The organism is Acinetobacter sp. V89_7 (genome assembly GCF_029967895.1).
Lineage (GTDB): Bacteria > Pseudomonadota > Gammaproteobacteria > Pseudomonadales > Moraxellaceae > Acinetobacter > Acinetobacter soli.
In genome coordinates this window covers 18,834-39,008 of record NZ_JASCAJ010000002.1, presented here as the reverse complement: position 1 = coordinate 39,008, position 20,175 = coordinate 18,834, and the positions used below count along the sequence as shown (strand labels likewise).

13 protein-coding genes and 1 riboswitch are annotated in these 20,175 nt (G+C 46.1%); of the genes, 7 read left to right on the top strand and 6 right to left on the bottom strand.

The features are described from left to right. The first annotated feature begins 2 nt into the window (after positions 1–2). Positions 3–3,722 (top strand): UvrD-helicase domain-containing protein, encoded by a 3,720-nt coding sequence (locus QLG00_RS00400; RefSeq protein ID WP_282470330.1) that lies wholly within the window; start codon positions 3–5, stop codon positions 3,720–3,722. Between the two features lie 122 nt (positions 3,723–3,844). Continuing rightward, a complete protein-coding gene (gene recD, locus QLG00_RS00395) occupies positions 3,845–5,548 on the top strand; it encodes an exodeoxyribonuclease V subunit alpha (protein WP_282470335.1) in 1,704 nt (567 codons plus the stop codon). Positions 5,549–6,101: 553 nt separating this feature from the next. Here the strand turns inward: recD and QLG00_RS00390 are convergent. Then, positions 6,102–7,400, bottom strand: coding sequence for a serine hydrolase domain-containing protein (locus QLG00_RS00390; protein WP_076033423.1), 1,299 nt, complete (start codon positions 7,398–7,400; stop codon positions 6,102–6,104). A gap of 275 nt (positions 7,401–7,675) precedes the next feature. On the opposite strand from QLG00_RS00390, the gene rpsO reads away from it, so the two are divergent. The 4 genes from rpsO to crcB all read left to right on the top strand — a co-directional run bounded on the left by rpsO (position 7,676) and on the right by crcB (position 12,258). Continuing rightward, entirely contained in the window at positions 7,676–7,945 is a 270-nt protein-coding gene (gene rpsO / locus QLG00_RS00385) for a 30S ribosomal protein S15 (RefSeq protein WP_004920392.1), read from the top strand. A 256-nt stretch (positions 7,946–8,201) separates the two neighbouring features. Continuing rightward, positions 8,202–10,289: a polyribonucleotide nucleotidyltransferase gene (pnp, locus tag QLG00_RS00380; protein ID WP_171063713.1), complete on the top strand. Its 2,088-nt coding sequence runs from the start codon at positions 8,202–8,204 to the stop codon at positions 10,287–10,289. Positions 10,290–10,460: 171 nt separating this feature from the next. Next, a complete protein-coding gene (locus QLG00_RS00375) occupies positions 10,461–11,684 on the top strand; it encodes a magnesium transporter CorA family protein (RefSeq protein ID WP_282470329.1) in 1,224 nt (407 codons plus the stop codon). A gap of 58 nt (positions 11,685–11,742) precedes the next feature. Continuing rightward, a riboswitch (Fluoride riboswitch) is annotated at positions 11,743–11,809 on the top strand. A gap of 65 nt (positions 11,810–11,874) precedes the next feature. Then, a complete protein-coding gene (crcB, locus tag QLG00_RS00370; RefSeq protein ID WP_004932562.1) occupies positions 11,875–12,258 on the top strand; it encodes a fluoride efflux transporter CrcB in 384 nt (127 codons plus the stop codon). On the opposite strand, the gene QLG00_RS00365 is transcribed toward crcB, so the two are convergent. The 5 genes from QLG00_RS00365 to QLG00_RS00345 all read right to left on the bottom strand — a co-directional run bounded on the left by QLG00_RS00365 (position 12,246) and on the right by QLG00_RS00345 (position 18,830). Beyond that, a complete protein-coding gene (locus QLG00_RS00365; RefSeq protein WP_004932565.1) occupies positions 12,246–12,605 on the bottom strand; it encodes a chaperone modulator CbpM in 360 nt (119 codons plus the stop codon). The genes crcB and QLG00_RS00365 overlap by 13 nt on opposite strands. 11 nt (positions 12,606–12,616) lie before the next feature. Beyond that, positions 12,617–13,558 carry a DnaJ C-terminal domain-containing protein gene (locus QLG00_RS00360; RefSeq protein WP_151765094.1) on the bottom strand — a complete coding sequence of 314 codons (942 nt, stop codon included), beginning with the start codon at positions 13,556–13,558 and terminating at the stop codon, positions 12,617–12,619. A 200-nt stretch (positions 13,559–13,758) separates the two neighbouring features. Then, on the bottom strand, positions 13,759–14,634 hold the full coding sequence (locus QLG00_RS00355) for an Hsp33 family molecular chaperone HslO (RefSeq protein ID WP_004943908.1): 876 nt from the start codon (positions 14,632–14,634) through the stop codon (positions 13,759–13,761). Positions 14,635–14,684: 50 nt separating this feature from the next. Beyond that, entirely contained in the window at positions 14,685–16,526 is a 1,842-nt protein-coding gene (locus QLG00_RS00350; protein ID WP_282470328.1) for a monovalent cation:proton antiporter-2 (CPA2) family protein, read from the bottom strand. Between the two features lie 72 nt (positions 16,527–16,598). Continuing rightward, a complete protein-coding gene (locus tag QLG00_RS00345) occupies positions 16,599–18,830 on the bottom strand; it encodes a primosomal protein N' (RefSeq protein WP_282470334.1) in 2,232 nt (743 codons plus the stop codon). A gap of 138 nt (positions 18,831–18,968) precedes the next feature. Here QLG00_RS00345 and gspF point away from each other — a divergent pair, with 138 nt between their 5' ends. Beyond that, a complete protein-coding gene (gene gspF / locus QLG00_RS00340; protein ID WP_048763890.1) occupies positions 18,969–20,174 on the top strand; it encodes a type II secretion system inner membrane protein GspF in 1,206 nt (401 codons plus the stop codon). Position 20,175 lies beyond the last annotated feature (1 nt).

Here is a 20,175-nt window from a genome sequence, read left to right as displayed (position 1 = left end):
ACATGCTATTAAGCTCAAAAACGTCTTATCAACCGATTACAGAAATTGAATTTTCAGGTCTGCATTTAATTGAAGCGTCTGCCGGCACTGGAAAAACCTATACCTTGTCGAGCCTGATGGTCCGCATTTTCCTAGAGCGCTATTTACCTAAGCAGGTGATTGCCACCACGTTTACCCGTGCTGCTGCGGCAGAGCTTAAGACACGAATCCGTTTGCGTGTCCAGCACATCTATAGTGTGCTGAACGCGTATCTGGGTTTCACAGAGCAAGAAGTCATACAGCGTGCTGAGCAAGAAGCAGATCCATTGCTACAGCATATTTTGAAGCAATTCGCACCGCGTATGGGCTATGCGGCTGAGCGCTTAAAACTGGTATTGGATCAGCTCGATGAACTTTTTGTTGGTACATTGGACAGTTTTAGCCAAAAGCTGTTACGAGAATTTGCGTTTGAAAGTGGCAAAATTGAGGCAGCGGCAATTACCGACGATGCCAAGCGCTATACCCGCCAACTGATTCATGATGTCCTGCGTGCATGGATCAATGCCCAGCCACAGGCGATTATTGATGGTTTATATAATATTGGTGCGCTCAAACAGATAGATGCTTTTGTCGATGTAGTCGAACAGGCACTCAATTTTAGCTCTGCCCAGTTTGATCCCTATGCGGCACCGCAGTTGAATGTTGAACATTTTTATGCACAACTTCGGCAAGCACAGTCCATTCAGCTTGATGATCTCTTGGCTTACACGGCACGAGACGGAGAGTTTTATGGCTTCATCAATGGCACTTCTTTTCGTAATGATGCCTTTCATACCTTATTTTGTCGTGACCTGCCGCAATTGCTCCAAGCACTTGAACAACCCGATTTGAGCATCTTTGAAGCATATCTTGGGTCGGCGCGTGAAGCCGCATATAAATTTTTAGAAAAATATCATCAAAATAAAATTTTTAAAAAATGTTCCGTGGCCATCAGTGACGGTTTTTATCAGCATCCAGCGGTACTCGCTCTGGTCGAGGTGCTGCAATGCTTAAAAGATCACGAACAACAATTTACCCAGTTGCATCATCATTTAAAGGCTTATTTGTGTCATGAGGTGAAAAATCGTTTACCCGAAGTGTTGCAAGAGAAGGGAGAAACCACATTTTCACAGCAGATCCGGACACTCTCTGAAGCGCTTAAAGGCGAGCAAGGGCAACGCTTTGCCCAGTATGTGCAGTCACGTTATCCACTTATTTTGGTCGACGAATTTCAAGACACCAATCAGGATCAAGATGACATGCTGGCCAGTATCTGGCGCCATCCGCAGCGTTATCAAAACGGCTGCATGATTATGGTGGGCGATCGAAAGCAAGCGATTTATGGCTTTCGTGGCGGCGACATGCTGACATTTTTAAATGCCCATCAAGACATCATGCGCAAGCAGGGACGCAACTACAAACTGGTGCATAACCATCGTTCGGTCAGACCGCTGGTCGAGGTGGTGGATGCACTTTTTCAACGACAGCCCGATTTTGGCGAACAGGTACTTTATGATTCTATTGAAGCCGGGCAGCGTGCGCATCCTGCATTAATCGATCAGGGGCAACATAATCCGGCTCCATTACGCTGGCTGATGCTGGAAGATAAAAATCGTGAGGCTGAGCAGGTAAGCTGGAAAATCCGTGCGCTACTCAATCAGGCCCATCGTGGAGAGTTGTATTTAGACGAACCTGATCAGCAGCGTGGATTGATTAGCGATGATATCGCGGTCATTTCCAAAAACCATAAAGGACTGGATGATGTTCAGGCCAGACTTGAGTATTTGGGAATTAAAGTCAACCGACCGTCACGCCGTAGTGTATTTGATCATGCACTGGCACACGATGTGGCTGCATTTCTCACCGCGATTTTACATCCTTACGATGAAGCCAAAGTCAAACGGGGATTGCTTGGGCGCATGATTGGACTGGATTTAAGCACCTTGCAGCAATTGCAGCAGCAGGCATCGGGATTGAGCCAATACATGACTCAGTTTGATGCTGTGCGTGAAATCTGGATGCATCAGGGGTTTTTACCCGCATGGCAACACGCACTGGCGGTGTTTCAGGTATGGCAAAATCTGGTCAAAATCCAGCGCCGTGATAACGAGCGTGCAGTGGTGAATGTCCGCCATTTGGGTGAACTTTTAACTCAGCACAGCGAGCGTTATGCCGGAGCCCAGAACCTTTACCATTGGTATCTGAAACAGCTCACTTCACCCAGTGAGCGCGAATGGGAACTAGAACGCAAGCTTTCAAGTGATGCCGGTGTGCAGCTCATGACCATCCATCAGTCTAAAGGACTTGAGTTTAAGGTCGTGTTTTTACTCGGCGCAGACAAGCCGTTTAGGGAGCAAAGTACAGGGCTGAATTTTTCCGAGTTGACGGTGCCAGACCCAGAGACTGGCGCATTGCAGCAACGCCGATTGGTTTCGATTGCCGATAAAGCACGTTTAACCGAAAGAGCACAGCAGCAACATAGTGATCGGGCTAAAGCCGAACAAAACCGTTTATGGTATGTGGCATTAACCCGCGCCAGTCATCGGGTCTATGCAGTTATGCAAGATGCTCAGGCAAAATCGCAAGATGCACTGGCGTACTGGAAACATCAGGGAGAGGCATTTATTCATCCCTACAGCATGGATGAACCGTGTGAGCCACAATGCCCACCGGCATTACATCGCGCCGCGCAGCAGCAAACCTATCGTCTATATGCGCAGCCCTTACCGTCACAGCGATTTTATCCGCGCGGCAAAACCAGTTTTAGTTATTTGGCCCAGCATCTAAAGCCGTCCTTGCTGTATGCCGATACACTTGCGCTGACTCAGGTGCCCGAACAACAGGCCGACGATGAACGTGATCTGAATGTATCGTTCAATACAACCACTCAATTGCCACTCGAGTGGATTAAACAGCATTTTCCAAAAGGGCCTCAAGCCGGAAATTTCCTGCACGAAATTTTTGAACATATTGATTTAAAAAAACCAGACGAATGGCCGATTGAGCTGCGTCGTCGTTTTAAAAATGATTACAGTACACTTTGGGAGCAGCTCTATCGCCAATACACCGACGCCTATCCTGAGCACAATGGTGAAGATGGATTATTGTTTCAATGGCTGACCGAGTGGCTCATGCATGTGGCGACCACACCTTTGCATCAGGGTTTTCAGTTGAATCAACTTGAAGCAGGGCAGTATTTAAGCGAGTGTCCGTTTTATCTGGCGTTATCTGATCGTGTGCTGGCCATGCGTCGCATTCAGCAACTTTTTGCCGAATACAACATTCATATGCCCGATTTTTTAGATGCGCATGCCGCGCGCTACCTGAATGGATCAATCGATCTGATGTACTTCGATGGTCAGCATTTTCATATTGCCGATTATAAAAGTAATTATTTGGGCAGCGACCAGCAAGATTATTCGGCGCAAGCCATTCAGCACAATATGACCCAGTCGAGTTACTGGCTACAAGCCGCATTGTATCTGGTGGCTTTGCATCGTTATTTAAAAGTGAAATTGCAGCATTACCAGATCGAGCAGCATTTAGGAGGGGCAACTTATTTGTATCTTCGAGGCATGACTGGCGCTGCCCATCAGGGCTATTTTTACTGGAAACCGGATAACGAGTTTATTTTGCGTCTAGATGCGATCTTGGGATATTTTGCTGAGGATAAAATGGACAAAAAAAGTGACAAATCTGAATAATAACTTGAAATTCAGGTGGTTATTTTGTGGATAAATGTGTTTATAAGTGTGTGGACAAGCTTGAGGATAACTGTGTGGATAATCAAAACATCAGTCTAGACAAGGATTTGGCATGGCTGAAAATGTGGAGTGAGTATCTGGTTCAGACACCGTTCAATCTCAGGGAGCGCAATTCTGAACAAATTCGTGACATGTTGCAAGCATTAATTGAAGCAAGTTTGCAAGGAGATAGCGGTTTGGCGATTTCTTCGTCAGATGTGGCGCAGTTGGGTAAGTTTGCGGTGCATGCATCCCAAGCAGCACAGACGGTTGCCCCCATGGTCTATGACGACGAGATGCTGGCGCTGTATCGATATTGGTCGCTCGAACAGCGTTTGGCCACGCAAGTACACCGTTTAACACAGACGCAACTATCAGCGGTTGACGTGACGTCGTACACCAATTTGCTCACTGATCCCCACCAGCAGGCAGCCATGAAAATGGTGGCAAACCATGCGCTCAATATTATTACAGGCGGGCCGGGAACAGGTAAAACCTACACCTTGGCCCGTATTATCGCGGTTTTAAATCAGGCCATTCCCGATATCCGAATTGCGATGGCAGCCCCAACCGGTAAGGCGGCACAGCGCATGCAAGAGGCGCTTCAGGCCTCTTTTCAAGATCCTAAGCTGCTCGAATCCGGTTTGTTGAGCGAAGAGCTGCAACAGCAGTCGACTCAAACCCTGCATCGGCTTTTGGGTTTGGGGCACCAGCAGCGACCCCGTTACCATGCCAAACAACCTCTGCCGTATGATGTGGTGGTGGTCGATGAAGCATCGATGCTTGATTTGCAATTGGCGACGCTGTTGTTCGAAGCGATTCCAGCAAATTGTCGTTTAATTTTACTTGGAGATGCCAAACAGTTGGCCTCGGTGGATGTAGGTGCGGTACTGGCTGACTTGCAGCAAGTGCCCGCGCTTAAACACAATCACGTGCAACTGGTGACCAGTCGACGCTTTAATGCCGAGGCAAAAATTGGTCAGTTTGCTGGATTTATTCAACATCTCTCGGATGCGAAGCCAGCTGAGGATATTTTAGCTGCGTTTGAACAGCAAGTGGCATCACCCCAAACGCTTCAGTCCATTCAGCTATACGATACTATGTCGGATCTGGTTCAGCTCGAATATCTAAACGATTCATTGCTTCATGAGCCTACTGCCTATTATTTGCAACTGATGCAAGGCTATGTACCTTATGTCAATGCGCTTAAACAGTATCGTGAGCAAGCCGCTTCTATTGATTTAGCAAAAGTGATACAGGCATTTGATGATTATCGGATTTTGGTGGCCATTCGTTTTGGCAAATTTGGGCTTGATCAGATTAACCGCTTTGCAGAAGACTGGCTGACCACGCAATTAATGGTTGTACCTGTGGCAGGGTGGTATTTGGGCCGGCCGGTGATGATGACATACAATGACTATCAGTTAGGGTTGTCGAATGGTGATATCGGTATTTGCTTTCGACACCGCACACAATCCGATCAGTTTGAAGTGTATTTTCCAAGTTTAGACAAATGGGTAGCAGCCAATCGACTGCCCAAAAATATTCAAACGGCCTTTGCATTGACCATTCATAAATCTCAAGGTTCCGAATTTAAACATACTGCAATTGTGTTTGATGCCAGCGCAGAAAAAATTCTGAGTCAGGAGCTGATTTATACCGCCATTACCCGCGCCAAAAATGTCGTCAGCCTGTTGGTAGATCGTGCGGCCTTTTTACAATCACTTACACAGCGCACCGCTCGAAAAAGTGGCTTAGTGAAAAAATTAATAATGATTTCATTTTAGTAAGTTTACCTAAGGAGTAGACAGCTCTGTACGAAATTGCTTACACGAATTCGAGAAATTAGCTTATAGAGTCCGAAGCAATATTTTGAGATGATGTTCCTGCACAAAAACTTAGCAAGGAATGCTAAGAAAAAACCGCATAAAAATTAGAATAAGTCGAAGACAGCGAACTTACAGTGAAGTAAGGATAAACGAGGAACTTACAGCCGCTAAGCCTTGTAGTTTTGGGAGAGACTACAAGGCTTTTTTATGTCCAGAATTTCAAAAAATAACAAGTTACATGTTTATATTTAGAAAAACTGCTATGTTTTCTGATATATACAGACCTGTACGTTTTTGCTTACATACTGATACGAAAATCACTACTTTTATTCATAATTAAATGTGGCAGAATAGAACTTGTTAGGAAGTTCGTTCATGTCAGGGACAATGACCATAATCAATAAAAGGGTTCTAAGAAAACTCTCCAGATAATAACAAAATACAAGAACAATCGTTCAGAATAAGAAACTACAGCGCATAAAGCCCAAGCACCGCTTGGGCTTTTTATTTTTTACACCATATTGGTTTCGTGGGTATCGCTTCCAAATAATGAGCGACGCTGACCTTTGGCAACTTTAGGACACTGCATCGAGATTTGATACAGCAGTTTGCCCAGCGCAGGTAAATGTGTACCAATGACAGATTTCCCTGTAGTCAGCAGCGAGACACTGATATCCCGCTCTGGATCTGCCCAGCATAAAATATTAGAAAATCCCAGATGACCAAAGGCTTGTCCTGTCATCGGGCCAAACAGCCCCACTGGATTGCTGCCGAGCATAGGGCCTAATGCATAGCGCATCGGTGCCAATAATGTCCGATCTAAGCTGGTCACTGAGGTGGGTAAAGTGGCACGAAACACGGTTTGTGGTGTGAGAATCTGCTGATCGTGATATCGTCCACCGCTCAGCAACATTTCAAAAAAACGGCCTGCTTGCTCTGCACTGGTATAAATATTACCCGCAGGGCATACCGTATCCATAAAGCGGGGGTCATTGGTCAGGTCCACTGCCAGTTGTAAGCCGCCGCCAAGTACATGCTGTAGGTAGTGATCTGTACCTAGGCGAGGGTGTAAGCCTGTTGGGGCATTGAGTGCAACCCGATCACGCCACTCGGGCGCAAGACCATAATTGAAACAGGCCATTTGCATGGGTTTTTCGATGGTTTCATGTAAAAACTGCCGAAGATCCTGTCCGGTTACACGTTCAATCAGCTCTCCCAATATATAGCCGGCAGTGACCGCGTGATAAGCCAGATGTGTACCCGCTGCCGATACTGGCTTCGCGCGATATAATCGCGCCAGAATCTCTGATTTATCGAACAGCAATTCTGGTGTCACTTCAGTTTCAAGCCGTGGAATACCACCCCGATGTGCCAGTAAATGAAAAATGGTGGCGCGGCGTTTACCATTTACGCCATATTCAGGGATGTAATAACTCACCGGGTCGAATAGATTAATCAGGCCACGCTCATTGAGCACATGGATCAGCATTGCCGTGACAATTTTTGAGGCAGAAAACAGGCAAATCGGTGTTTCGGGAGTTGCAATCTGTGCATCACTTGCCAAGCCATCCACCGTATTGCCGCGTGCATAGCCCAAACTTCGATTCAGTAAAATATGTCCGTTGCGACGCAGACAAAAACCAATCAGAGGATAATTACCGCTTTTATACAACTGCTCGACACTGTGCCAAATGCGCTGAACCTGTGCAGCAGTCATTGCGCCAGAGGCGGCATCATTTTCATGCTGGGCACGCATCACGCTGTGAATATCGGGTGGTACGTAGCAGGTATTGGCTGATAATAGTTTCACGTCATTCCCATGATCATTCTTTTTATAGTGGCAGTGTGCAATGAATAACACGGTAAGTCAGTGTCTTTTTTGACCAGCTTGTTCAGACACTAATACCACTGATAAGCACCGCCACACCGTATTGAATTGATTTATGAATTGTCAATTACGGTCTTATCCTTTAAAATGGCAAACTGCTGTAGTGATGCACGGCAGTCAAGAAATGCTATCTTTTTAGATAATATTTTTGATTTTTATCATTTTATTTGTTTTTTTAAGCATCTCGGAGAAATCGAATGGCTTTAACAAACGCAGATCGCGCAGCGATTATCGCTAAATTTGCACGTGCTGAAAACGACACGGGTTCACCAGAAGTTCAAGTTGCACTTTTGACTGCTCAAATCAATGATTTGCAAGGTCACTTCAAAGAGCACAAACACGACCATCATAGCCGTCGCGGTCTCATCCGTATGGTTAACCAACGTCGTAAATTACTTGACTACCTCAATGGTAAAGACCACGGTCGTTATGTAAGCTTGATCGGCGAATTAGGTTTACGTCGTTAATTCGATTTTGGCTTGTTTTTCGGTTGTGCGCGCGATGACGTCTCTCACAACTGAAGACGGGCGAGTGTCTGGTGTTTGCATCAGACTACGCTAGAAGGGGCGAATGTTCGCTCCTTCTTTGTGTCTATTCTCTAGTGAGGTCGGCTTCTAAGCTTTGTCATTTATCATTGCTGTTGGGGTGATATGAATGCCAAACCTTAGGGGTCTCCACTAGAATAACTGTTCAAAAAGAACCAGGAAAAAAGATTACATGTCGATGTTTAATATTATTCGTAAAGAATTCCAGTTTGGTCAGCATCAAGTTGTATTGGAAACAGGTCGTGTTGCGCGTCAAGCAAACACTGTTCTAGTGACGATGGGCGGTGTGACTGTATTGGTTGCAGTTGTTGCACAAGCGAAAGCGAAAGCGGGTCAAGACTTTTTCCCACTGACTGTAAACTACCAAGAAAAGCAATATGCTGCTGGTCGTATTCCAGGTGGTTATGGTAAGCGTGAAGGCCGTGCGTCTGAAGCTGAAACGTTAATTTCACGTTTGATTGACCGTCCAATTCGTCCGTTGTTCCCAGAAGGTTACTTCAACGAAATTCAAATCACTGCGACAGTGGTTTCTTCTGACAAAACCATGGATGCCGATATTGCAGCCATGTTAGGTGCTTCAGCGGCATTGTCGATTGCTGGTACACCTTTCCGTGGCCCAATCGCGGGTGCACGTGTTGGTTTAATCAACGGTGAATATGTTTTAAACCCGAACTTTGAACAATTAAAAGAAAGCGATCTTGACCTCGTGGTTGCAGGTACTGAATCTGCTGTCTTGATGGTTGAATCTGAAGCCAAAGAATTGTCTGAAGATCAAATGCTTGGCGCTGTACTTTTCGGTCATGACGAAATGCAAATTGCAGTTCAGGCGATCAAAGAGTTTGCTGCGGCTGCGGGTGCAGTTGAGTCAACTTGGGTTGCGCCAACCAAAAATGAAGCATTGCTTGAGCAATTGAAAGCAGCATTTGAAGCGAAAATTTCTGAAGCCTATACCATTGCGGTAAAACAAGATCGCTATGCAGCAATTGATGCGCTTTATGCAGAAGCAGTCGCTCAGTTCGTTCCAGAAAATGACGAAACGGGTATTGCTGATGAAGTGAACGAATTGTTTGAAGACCTTAAATACCGTACCGTACGTGACAATATCTTGTCTGGTAAGCCACGTATTGATGGTCGTGACACCAAGACTGTTCGTGGTATCGATGTACAGGTGGGTGTATTGGATCGTGCGCACGGTTCAGCATTATTTACCCGTGGTGAAACTCAGGCCTTGGTGACCACTACTTTGGGTAACACACGTGATGCCCTTATGGTGGATACGCTTGCGGGCACCAAAACTGACAACTTCATGTTGCACTACAACTTTCCTGCATACTCTGTAGGTGAAACAGGTCGTGAATCTGGTCCAAAGCGCCGTGAAATTGGTCATGGTCGTTTGGCACGTCGTGGTGTTCAAGCTGTATTGCCTGCGGCTGACCGCTTCCCGTACGTGATTCGTATCGTATCGGACATCACTGAATCAAATGGTTCATCATCAATGGCGTCTGTATGTGGTGCATCACTTTCATTGATGGATGCAGGTGTTCCTCTTAAAGCGCCAGTTGCTGGTATTGCGATGGGTCTTGTGAAAGAAGGCGAGCGTTTTGCTGTACTTTCTGACATCTTGGGTGACGAAGATCATTTAGGTGATATGGACTTTAAAGTTGCTGGTTCTGCCAATGGTATTACTGCACTTCAAATGGACATCAAGATTGAAGGCATCACCGAAGAGATTATGGAAGTTGCATTGAATCAGGCGTATGCAGGTCGTATGCACATCCTGAATGAAATGAACAAAGTAATTTCACGTGCACGTCCTGAAATTTCAGCACATGCACCAACGTTTGAAGTGATTACGATCAATCCAGACAAGATTCGTGACGTGATTGGTAAGGGCGGCGCGACGATTCGTCAAATTACTGAAGAAACCAAAGCTGCAATTGATATTGAAGACAATGGTACAGTGCGTGTATTTGGTGAAACCAAAGCCGCTGCACGTGCTGCGATTGCGAAAATTCAGGCATTAACTGCTGAAGTTGAGCCTGGCAAAATCTATGACGGTAAAGTCATCCGTATCGTAGAGTTTGGTGCATTCGTGAATATCATGCCAGGTACCGATGGTTTGCTACATATTTCACAAATTTCAAATGAACGTGTTGCGAATGTATCTGATGTTCTTAAAGAAGGTCAGGACGTTAAAGTACAGGTTGCAGATGTCGATAACCGTGGTCGTATCAAATTGACCATGAAAGACATCGAACAGGTTTAAGTTTTAAATCTGTTACATGATTAAAAAAGTCCGCTTCGGCGGACTTTTTTATGGCAAGTCACAACATAAATGAAGCGCTGGCAAATACTCGGGTACATTTTTCATTGAGTATTTTAAGCTAGATTTAGTACCATCAACCTATGCCACACCGCATCGAAAATACGGGTACACATGCAAATTTATTATGTTTATAAGCATGCTGCTGAACAGTATGCCTTTATTAGCCAACAGGTTCAGGACGAGCATCATCTGGCATTTATGTGGGTCGATTGCATTCGTGAAGATGTGGTGATGCAAACCGAGGAATGGCAAAAAAATATCAATGGCCTGACTCGTCTCTCTATTAACGAATTTCATATTCGCGATATCTTAAATATCGATCATCCATGTGTATTTGACACGATGGACGATTATGATTTACTAATTTTTCGTAAAATCATTACGCCTGACGATCAGATCAGCAACAGCGAAGTGACCGGAGAAGTACATGAAAGTATATTCGGTTTAGCCACAACCCCGATCAGTTTTATCATCTCGCAAGACGTGCTGATCAGTATCCGTGAGACAGGCAATAAGGCGATGGATGCCTATGTGCAGCGTTATGAACAGATTGTACAGCGCGATATCAGTGATCAAAACAAGCCACGCAAGTTGCCTTCGACACCGATCGATTTAACCCTGCGCATGCTCAATAGCATGATTGATGCCTATCTGGATTTGCGTACACCGCTCACGCGTCGGGTCGAACACTGGCAGCGTGAGCTGTTGCAAGGGCGTAAACGATTTCATCAATGGCCACAGTTGTTTCAAGAAAACATGGCATTTCAGCAAGTCGAAAATCTGTGTGAGGAGCAGATTGAAACTTTACAGGAGCTACGAGACGAACTGGTGGAAAATTATCATCATCTGATGGGTCAACACGCTTCGGAATCGCCAGATTTACTGTTGGTTAGAATGAACGATCTGGTGAGTCATATTGAGCGCACGCAAAAACACACCTCCAGATTACGTGCCGCAATTCAGTCGGCCATCGATTTGCATTTTAATGCGATTGCCAACCAAACCAATGAAAATATGCGGATCTTGGCTATTATTACCGCCGTTTTTGCGCCATTGACGCTTCTAACCGGCGTATATGGTATGAATTTTGAGTTTATTCCCGGCTTAAAATCTCCCGAAGGATTCTGGATGATGCTGGCGGTGATGTTGCTCAGCACACTTTTACTTTTGTATTACTTTTATCGACAGCATTTGGTGGGGCGTGGTGAAAAAAGCGTCATTGAAATGCTGGCACATCAAAAACGGCAGCGTAATATGAATTTGTTCTGGTTTCTAGATTATGAACCCATCAAACAAACCCTGAAAGAAGTTGAAAAAATAACCAAATTGAAATAAAACCGCTTGAAGAGGCTTGGCGCAACTGCTTCACATCAAGCCAAGATTAGACTAAACTGAGCACACAGGAGATGACATTCCTCCTCGCAAAAACCGCCATTCTGGCTAATGATGTCTACGTTACCTCTTTTCAGCAGGGGCGTAGGCATATTGTGCGTGCTCTGCATGAAAAAAATATTGGAGCATGCCGATGTACTCATCTTTACTCTCAATTGCTTGTGGCGCTGTGCTTGGTGCATGGATTCGCTGGTTCGTTGGACTTAAATTTAATCCGACTTTACAGCATTTCCCTTTAGGCACCATTCTGGTCAATCTGGTTGGCGGCTTTATTATCGGCTATGCCATCGCCTTTTTTGCACATGCGCAGATCAGTGCCAATTATAAGTTATTTATTATTACAGGCTTTTGTGGCGCATTGACCACATTTTCGACCTTTTCTGCCGAAGTAATCGATCTGCTTCAGCAGCAAAAATACAGCTGGGCGATTGGCCTGATCTTGATTCATGTGCTGGGATCACTCCTTTGTACGGTACTTGGTTTACTCAGCTATCAGTGGATCAGTCAGCATTCATGACGGTTTGTTTGCTGGTCTGAAGGAGGCGTCAGATGCCGGACAGCATGGCGCAACTGTTGTACTTCATCAAGTAAGTCCAGCATCAGTGCCACCGCCGATAAACTGGCATCAAAGTCACGTTGCAAACGATAGGCTCTGCGCGCCCGTGCGACATCCTCTCCCAAAAACTGATGTTGATCGGGATGTCCCACCAGCAAAATATCATAGTCAATCAATTGCAGCACCCATTCTGGGCTTTGACCACAGACCTGTGCAAACTGCTGTAAATTGAGTCCGCGTTGCTCATCGATAATCTCGGCGGTGGTCTCATTCTGACAAATCACTTCCACATAATGAATTTTAGACATGAGCTGGCTCCTTATCGACGGGGTTGAAATGAAGAAAATGCCTGAGCAAGTGCTTCATAGGCGCTGTGTTGGGCTTCGGTCTGTGCTTCGGGTAAAACCAGATTGATCATTAAATACAAATGTCCGGGCGTTTTATTGGGAATCCCTTTGTCTTTTAAACGCAACTGCTGACCAGTTTTGGAATTTTTCGGTACATTGACACTAACGCGACCACTTGGAGTTTGAACCTCAATTTTTTGCCCAAGTGCTGCTTCCCACGGTGCCACATCGACTGTGAGATAAACATCAGCACCCTCAACATGCATTTGTGGGGTGTTTTTGTAGTGAATTTCGAGGTATAAGTCGCCATTTTCACCGCCGTTTATCCCAGCTTGGCCCTGACCATTCAAGCGAATTTGCTGGCCTTCTTTCATGCCTTTGGGGATTTTCACTTGCAAGGTTTTACGTTGTACTTCTGCCTCGCCATAAGCATTTAAAGTTGGAATTTGTAAGGTGAGATTTTGAGTACTGCCATGGTAAGCCACTTCAATATCTACCTCGATTCGTGCATGTTGATCTTCACCACGAAAGCGGTGCGTCTGACGCTGATATTGGTGATTGGCACCACCAAAGCCTGCACCAAAACGACCGAATAAGTCTTCAAAGCCACTAAAGTCGGCGCCCTGACCTTGCTGGTAAAATGGTCCACCATCAAAACCCGCACTGCCTTGAGCACCTTGCCCAAAACCAGAAAAGCCTTGAGGATAATCAAGTTGCTGATCGTACTCTGCTTTTTTTTCAGCATCACTTAGCGTGTCATAGGCAATATTCAGCGCTTGCATCTGCGCCTCGGCATCTGGCTCCTTACTCACATCGGGGTGATACTTGCGTGCCAGCTTTCGATAGCTTTTTTTAATCTCTTCAGGTGTCGCATCTCGCGAAACACCGAGCGTTTCATAATAGTTCTTGGCCATGTACGGTGTCTTAATTATAAGTGACTTATACTGTGTTATACGGCGATTTACTCATTCAATTCAAGTCATCTGTAATATGAAACTGTTGGGTTTTGGCAATAAAAAACCCGAATCATCTTCAAAGACGATTCAGGTTTGTTTAAACCAAGCCAACACAACATCCAGATCGCTAGAAAATGCGTCTGCGTTGATCTGTGTATTTAGCTGAGATGTTCACCAAACAGGCCTAAGGCCTCTTCTGCGGTAAAGGTATAGCGGGCTTGGCAGAATTGGCAATCCATCTGTATTGGATTTTGTTCAGCCAATGTTTCACGTACCGCATCTACCCCGATCTGTTGCAGGGCAGCCGCACAGCGTTCTTTTGAACAGGTGCAGCCAAACTTTAGCTGTTCTTGCTCAGGCAGGCGTACTTGCTCTTCGTTGTACAAACGGTACAAAATTTCATTGGCTGGCAAATCGGTTAATTCGTCTGCTTTGAGCGTTCCTGTGAGCATGATCAGGCGTGGCCAGATATCTTCATCAATCAGTTGTTGCTCTTCTTCGTTGTTACGCGGCAACAGCTGAATGAGTAAGCCACCCGAACGCTCGGCGGTCGTGGCCAGCACGATATGCGTTGGAATCTGGGCCGACAAATCGTAGTACTGCATCAGACAGCCTGCGAGGGTTGGCTGATCGAGCGGTACGATCCCTTGATAGCGCTCACCAAATTCTGGCTCAATATTAATAAACAGCACTGGATTTTGCAGTGTGCTCAGTACCACGCTACTGTCTTGTGCCTGCTCAAAATGTGGATCATTTTCATAGTCTGCCAAAGCACGCACTTCACCCAAATGGTTGCACTCGGCCATTCCCCAGCGAAACGTGCCTGAGGCCTGAATTTGTAAACTGATACGACCTTTGATTTTGAGGGTACTGGCCAAAAGTGCCGTTGCGCTTAACATTTCCCCAAGCAACACCTGCACAGCAGGTTGATAGGGACGTTGAGCCAAAATGGTTTGTAATGCTTCTTCTAAATGTACGACTTCTCCACGAACAGGGCAGTCCTCAATAAAAAAGCGTTGGCGTAAATCAGACATATTTTTCTCCATAACCCTGTCTTAATGGTGTCAATATTGTAAAACACAAGTCAGTGACGATCATCTTGTGTAACATCAATACGATGATTTTCGTGTCTGTTTTCACGATTGTGTTCGGGGTATTCATCTTGATGGCGTTGATCACTGTCGAAGAGGTGTTCAAGTTCAGCCATTGCATTGCGATGTGTTTCAAAAACTTTTTGTTCGTCGTGATAGATACTTTGCTGCTGCTCCAGCAACTGTTCATCATAATCACGGAACACTTGAATATTTTGACTGGCTTGCTGCTCTGACAGCCCCAATAGATTGAGCGCCCGATGTGCCATGCCCAAAGACGATAAATACGTTTCACGCCAGATGTGCCTTACGCCCAGATCACGCAATAAATGCACATGGTGCCGATCTCGGGCACGAACCAGCAAATGAATATCGGGATAGTTCAAGCGAATATGGCGTGCGGCATTCATGCTGTCTTCGACGTCATCAATTGCCAAAACAAAGACCTGCGCCTTTTCGATACCCGCAGCACGTAAAATTTCCGGTTCGGTGGTATCACCATAGTATAAGGTGCCACCATAACGTCGGACAAAATCAATCTGCTGTAAATTGTTGTCGATGGCAGTAAAGGCAATCTGATTGATACGTGCATTTCGAGCGATAATTTGACCAAAACGACCAAAGCCCGCAATAATCATAGGGGGTGACTGATCTGGAATTTCGTCAAATTCTGGCGTGGTGTCCTGTTGCAGTCTGGGTATAACAACATGCTGAATCAAGGCGTAAAAGAGTGGCGTCAGCACCATCGATAGGGTGACAATCAGCACTACAGGCTGAACAATGGCCTGGGTCAAAACCTGCTCGCTTTGTGCAACGCTCAGCACCACAAATGCAAACTCACCCCCTTGAGCCAAACAGGCTGCCAGCATCAGGCTGTTGTTCCACTTGTATTTAAAGTAACGAGCGATACCCATCAGTAACACGCCCTTTATCACAATCAGTGCAAGTGCCGAACCAATAATGATTTCTGGCATATGCAGCATGAGCGTCAGTTGTGCGGTCATGCCCACTGTCATGAAGAACAGCCCTAAGAGCAAGTCTTTAAAAGGGGCGATGCTGGCTTCAAGTTCATGACGAAATTCTGAGTCTGCCAGCAGAACACCTGTCAAAAATGCGCCAAGTGTAGTGCTGATACCTAAAATTTCCATCAATTGCACCACGCCCAGCACAATGAACAAGCCCACTGCGGTAATCAACTCTGTCGCACCACTTTTGGCAACAAAACGAAAAAAGGGCCGCATCACAAAACGGCTAAATAGAAATAAGCCGCTAAAGGTGGCCAAAATCGCAGCAAAGTAGGCAATACCGTGGTGGGTGGTCGAGCTACCGGTCAAAAGTGGAATAACGGCTAAAAGAGGGATGGCTGCGATATCTTGAAACAGCAAAATAGAAAAGGACTGCTGACCATAAGTGGTGTTGAGTTGCTGCTTTTCTGCCAGCAATTGCAGCACAAATGCGGTCGAAGACAGCGCCAGCGCAAATCCGATGATAAAACTATTGGTTACCGATTGCTTAAAGACCAAAAACACCAGCCCCATCAACACCATGCCAGTCAGAATCACCTGCGTACTGCCCATCACAAAAATCGAGTGACGCATTTGCCACAAGCGCTGCGGGCGTAGCTCAAGCCCAATAATAAACATCAGTAAAATGACGCCAAATTCAGCCATATGCATGATGGCTTTGGCATCGGTTGCAACATTCAGAACATGCGGACCCAGTACAATACCGGTCAACAGATAACCAATGACGGTTGCAATACCAAAACGTTTACCTAGCGGCACCAGGAGTAATGCGGCACCGAGAAAAATCGTGATTTGTAGCAACAGTGACATAGAAAACTCTGAATGCGTTGGGGGCTAAGTGAAGGTTTAACTCTAGCATTTTCAGCCATGAACATTAAGGCATCAGCTAAATTCTTGCGGATCGACATCAATCGAAAGCCGTAATTGATGCTGGCGCGGTTGCTGTACGGTATCGGCCCACCAAGAACGTAAAAAGAAATGTAAGCGCGCCCGGTCTTGCGCCAAAATCACCATATGTGCCCGATAACGTCCTGCTTTTCGTTCCATTGGCGCGGGAATAGGCCCCCAGATCTCGGCCACACTGCCTGCCTGTTGTAAGAAACGCGCTGCGGCTTGTTGTAAAAACGCCTGACTGTATTCACGATCTTTGGATTCACAGCGGACCAACACGCTATAGCGATAAGGGGGCAACAACGCCACCCGACGTTCATTGAGTATTTCGGCGGCAACGGCACGATAATCTTTTTCAATCAGCGTTGTTAGCATCGGGTGATCGGGGCGCAGGGTTTGTAGATACACTTCGCCTTTATGTTCACCGCGACCAGCCCGACCCGAAACTTGAACAATCAATTGAGCGGTGCGTTCTGGCGCACGGACATCGACACTCAGTAAGCCGGCATCGATATCCAAAATCGCCACCAAGGTCACAAACGGAAAGTGATGACCTTTGGCCAGCATTTGGGTTCCGAGTAAGATCATCGGCTTGTTTTGCTGGATTCGGTCATAAATTTTTTGCCAGCTGCCGACTCGGCTGGTACTGTCACGATCGACCCGAATCACATCATGCTCAGGAAAGAGTTCGATCAAATGCGCTTCGACTTTTGCAGTGCCCATGCCCAAGGTTTTTAAGGTCGGGTGATTGCAGGCCAAACATGCTTCTGGCATGCGCTGAATAGTGCCACAGTGGTGACAGTGCAGGTAGGTATAGGGTTGGGTGTGTACGGTAAAATGTGCGTCGCAATGTGGACAATTGGCTTGCCAGCCGCAACTTTCGCAGACCAGTACGGGGGCATAGCCACGTCGGTTTAAAAAAATCAGGACTTGTTCTTGGCGCTTGAGGGTGTGCTGGATTTGTTCGATCAGCTTTTGGCTCAATCCGTGCTGCTTTTTGGCTACTTTTAAGTCGATCAAGTGTACTTTAGGCATTAATGCCACGCCGGCACGTTGATTTAACTCAAGTAATTCAAGTTTGTTTTGTTCGACCAGATGATAACTGTCGATACTGGGCGTGGCAGAGCCAAGAATAATCGGACAATTTTCCAGATGCGCACGATACAGTGCCACATCGCGTGCATGATAGCGAAAGCCTTCTTGCTGCTTAAAAGAAAGATCATGCTCTTCATCTAAAATGATCAGTCCCAAACGCGGTAAAGGGGTGAAAATTGCAGACCGCGTGCCCAAAATAATTGAGGCTTTGCCCATTTTGGCCTGTTGCCAAGCCTGTAAGCGCGTGGAATCGTTTAAACCTGAATGCAGCAACGCGACATCGCAGTGAAATCGAGATTTGAATCGGGCAATGGTTTGTGGTGTCAGACCAATTTCAGGCACTAGTACCAGCACCTGCTTACCTTGCTTGAGCACCTCGTGCATGATGTGCAAATACACTTCGGTTTTGCCGCTGCCGGTTAGCCCATCGAGTAAAAAAGCGCGGTAGGCATGCAAATGTGCCATAACGCGTTCAATGGCATGTTGCTGGTCAGGGTTGGCAGTTAATGGCATTTGTGCCAATTGTACCGGCGTGGGACGGAAATCTTGGATTTCCTGTGTGCAAGTCACCAGTTCTTTTTTTTGTAAAGCCCGAAGGGTCGCGGTATCGACGCCGCTTAAATTTAAAATGGTCTCAGTGGTGCCGGCTGGATGCAGCTTGAGAATTTGATAGGCTTCAAACTGTTTGAGCGAGCGCTTGAGTTTTGCGTCTGGGTCGGGATGCGCCGCGATGCGCCAGATGTGCGTCAGAATATCCTCGTCCTTGCCTTGACGTAGCAAACCGGGTAATGCCGTTTGAATCACTTCGCCTAGAGGAAATTGGTAATACTGCGCCGACCATGTCAATAATTTTAAAACTTTCTGGTCTAAGATCGGTGATTGATCCAGTAAAGCCTGAATCGGTTTTAATTGAAATCTTGGATCGAGTGGCAGATCAGGCGCCAGTTTTTCAGTAATCATACCGACCAGTGTCTGACGGCCAAACGAGACTAAAACGCGTGCACCGATCGCTGCCTGTTCATAATCTGCTGCGCTTACGCTATAGTCGAAGGTATCGTATAAATGCACAGGAACGGCCACACGAACACGGAAAATGTCTTGAGGGGGCTGAGGTGGCGTAGTGTGCATCAAGATGGAGTCGCTCTATGGATCATCTTGCGCATTATACTCAAACTGAGCATGTCTGAGGTGCTTAATCAATCATGCTGGATTTAACACGACGTATTTACATCAACACGATTTTTTGGGAAAAACTAAAATACCGCCATGCCTGCATATCAATTTACGGCGCTTGATGCCGCTGGAAAACAACACAAAGGTGTTTTGGAGGGCGATTCTGCGCGCCAAATTCGCCAGCAGCTCCGTGACCGTGAATGGACACCCATTCTGGTCGATCCCGTAGAAAAAAAAGACAAGCAACAAGGTCGTGCATGGTTTCAAAAGAAATTTACTGCCTATGATCTGGCCTTAATGACCCGTCAGCTTTCAGTATTGGTGGCGGCTGCGATTCCGCTTGAAGAAGCCTTAAGAGCCGTGGCCAAACAAAGTGAAAAAATCCACGTACAAAATTTATTATTGTCGGTGCGTTCTAAAGTACTAGAAGGGCATTCTCTAGCACAAGGTATGCAGCAGTCGGGGCGTTTTCCAGATTTATACATTGCGACCATTGCTGCCGGAGAACGATCTGGACATTTGGATCTGATTTTAGACCAGCTCTCGGACTACACTGAAAACCGTTTTGCCATGCAAAAGAAAGTACAAGGGGCCATGATTTATCCGATCATTTTAATGCTGATGTCATTTGCGATTGTGATGGGACTCATGACCTATGTGGTGCCAGATATTGTGAAAACCTTCGATCAGAGCAAACAGGCACTTCCGTGGATTACTGTGGCGCTGATGAATGCCAGTGATTTTATTCGTCAGGCATGGCCGTTTATGCTGGTGATTGGCTTTTTGAGTATTGTGATGTTTGTACGTTTTCTTAAAACCAGTGCAGGACATTATGCGTTTGATCGCTTAACGCTCAGATTGCCATTATTTGGTAAATTATCACGTGGTATAAACGCAGCACGTTTTGCAAGTACGCTGTCGATTTTGACTCGATCCGGCGTACCTTTGGTAGATGCGCTACGTATCGGTGCGGCTGTCAGCAGTAACTGGATCATTCGAGATGCGATTAATTTGGCAGCAGAAAAAGTGACCGAGGGTGGCAGCCTTGCTACCCAGCTTGAGCGCTGTGGTTATTTCCCGCCAATGATGGTACAAATGATTCGAAGTGGTGAAGCGTCTGGCGAGCTGGATCGCATGCTGGAGCGAGCATCGAGTATGCAAGACCGTGAAGTGTCTACATTTATTTCGACAATGCTGGCCTTGCTTGAGCCATTAATGCTCGTTCTCATGGCTGCGATTGTCTTGGTGATTGTGATTGCGGTGATGCTACCGATTGTCAATATGAATAATATGATTTAAA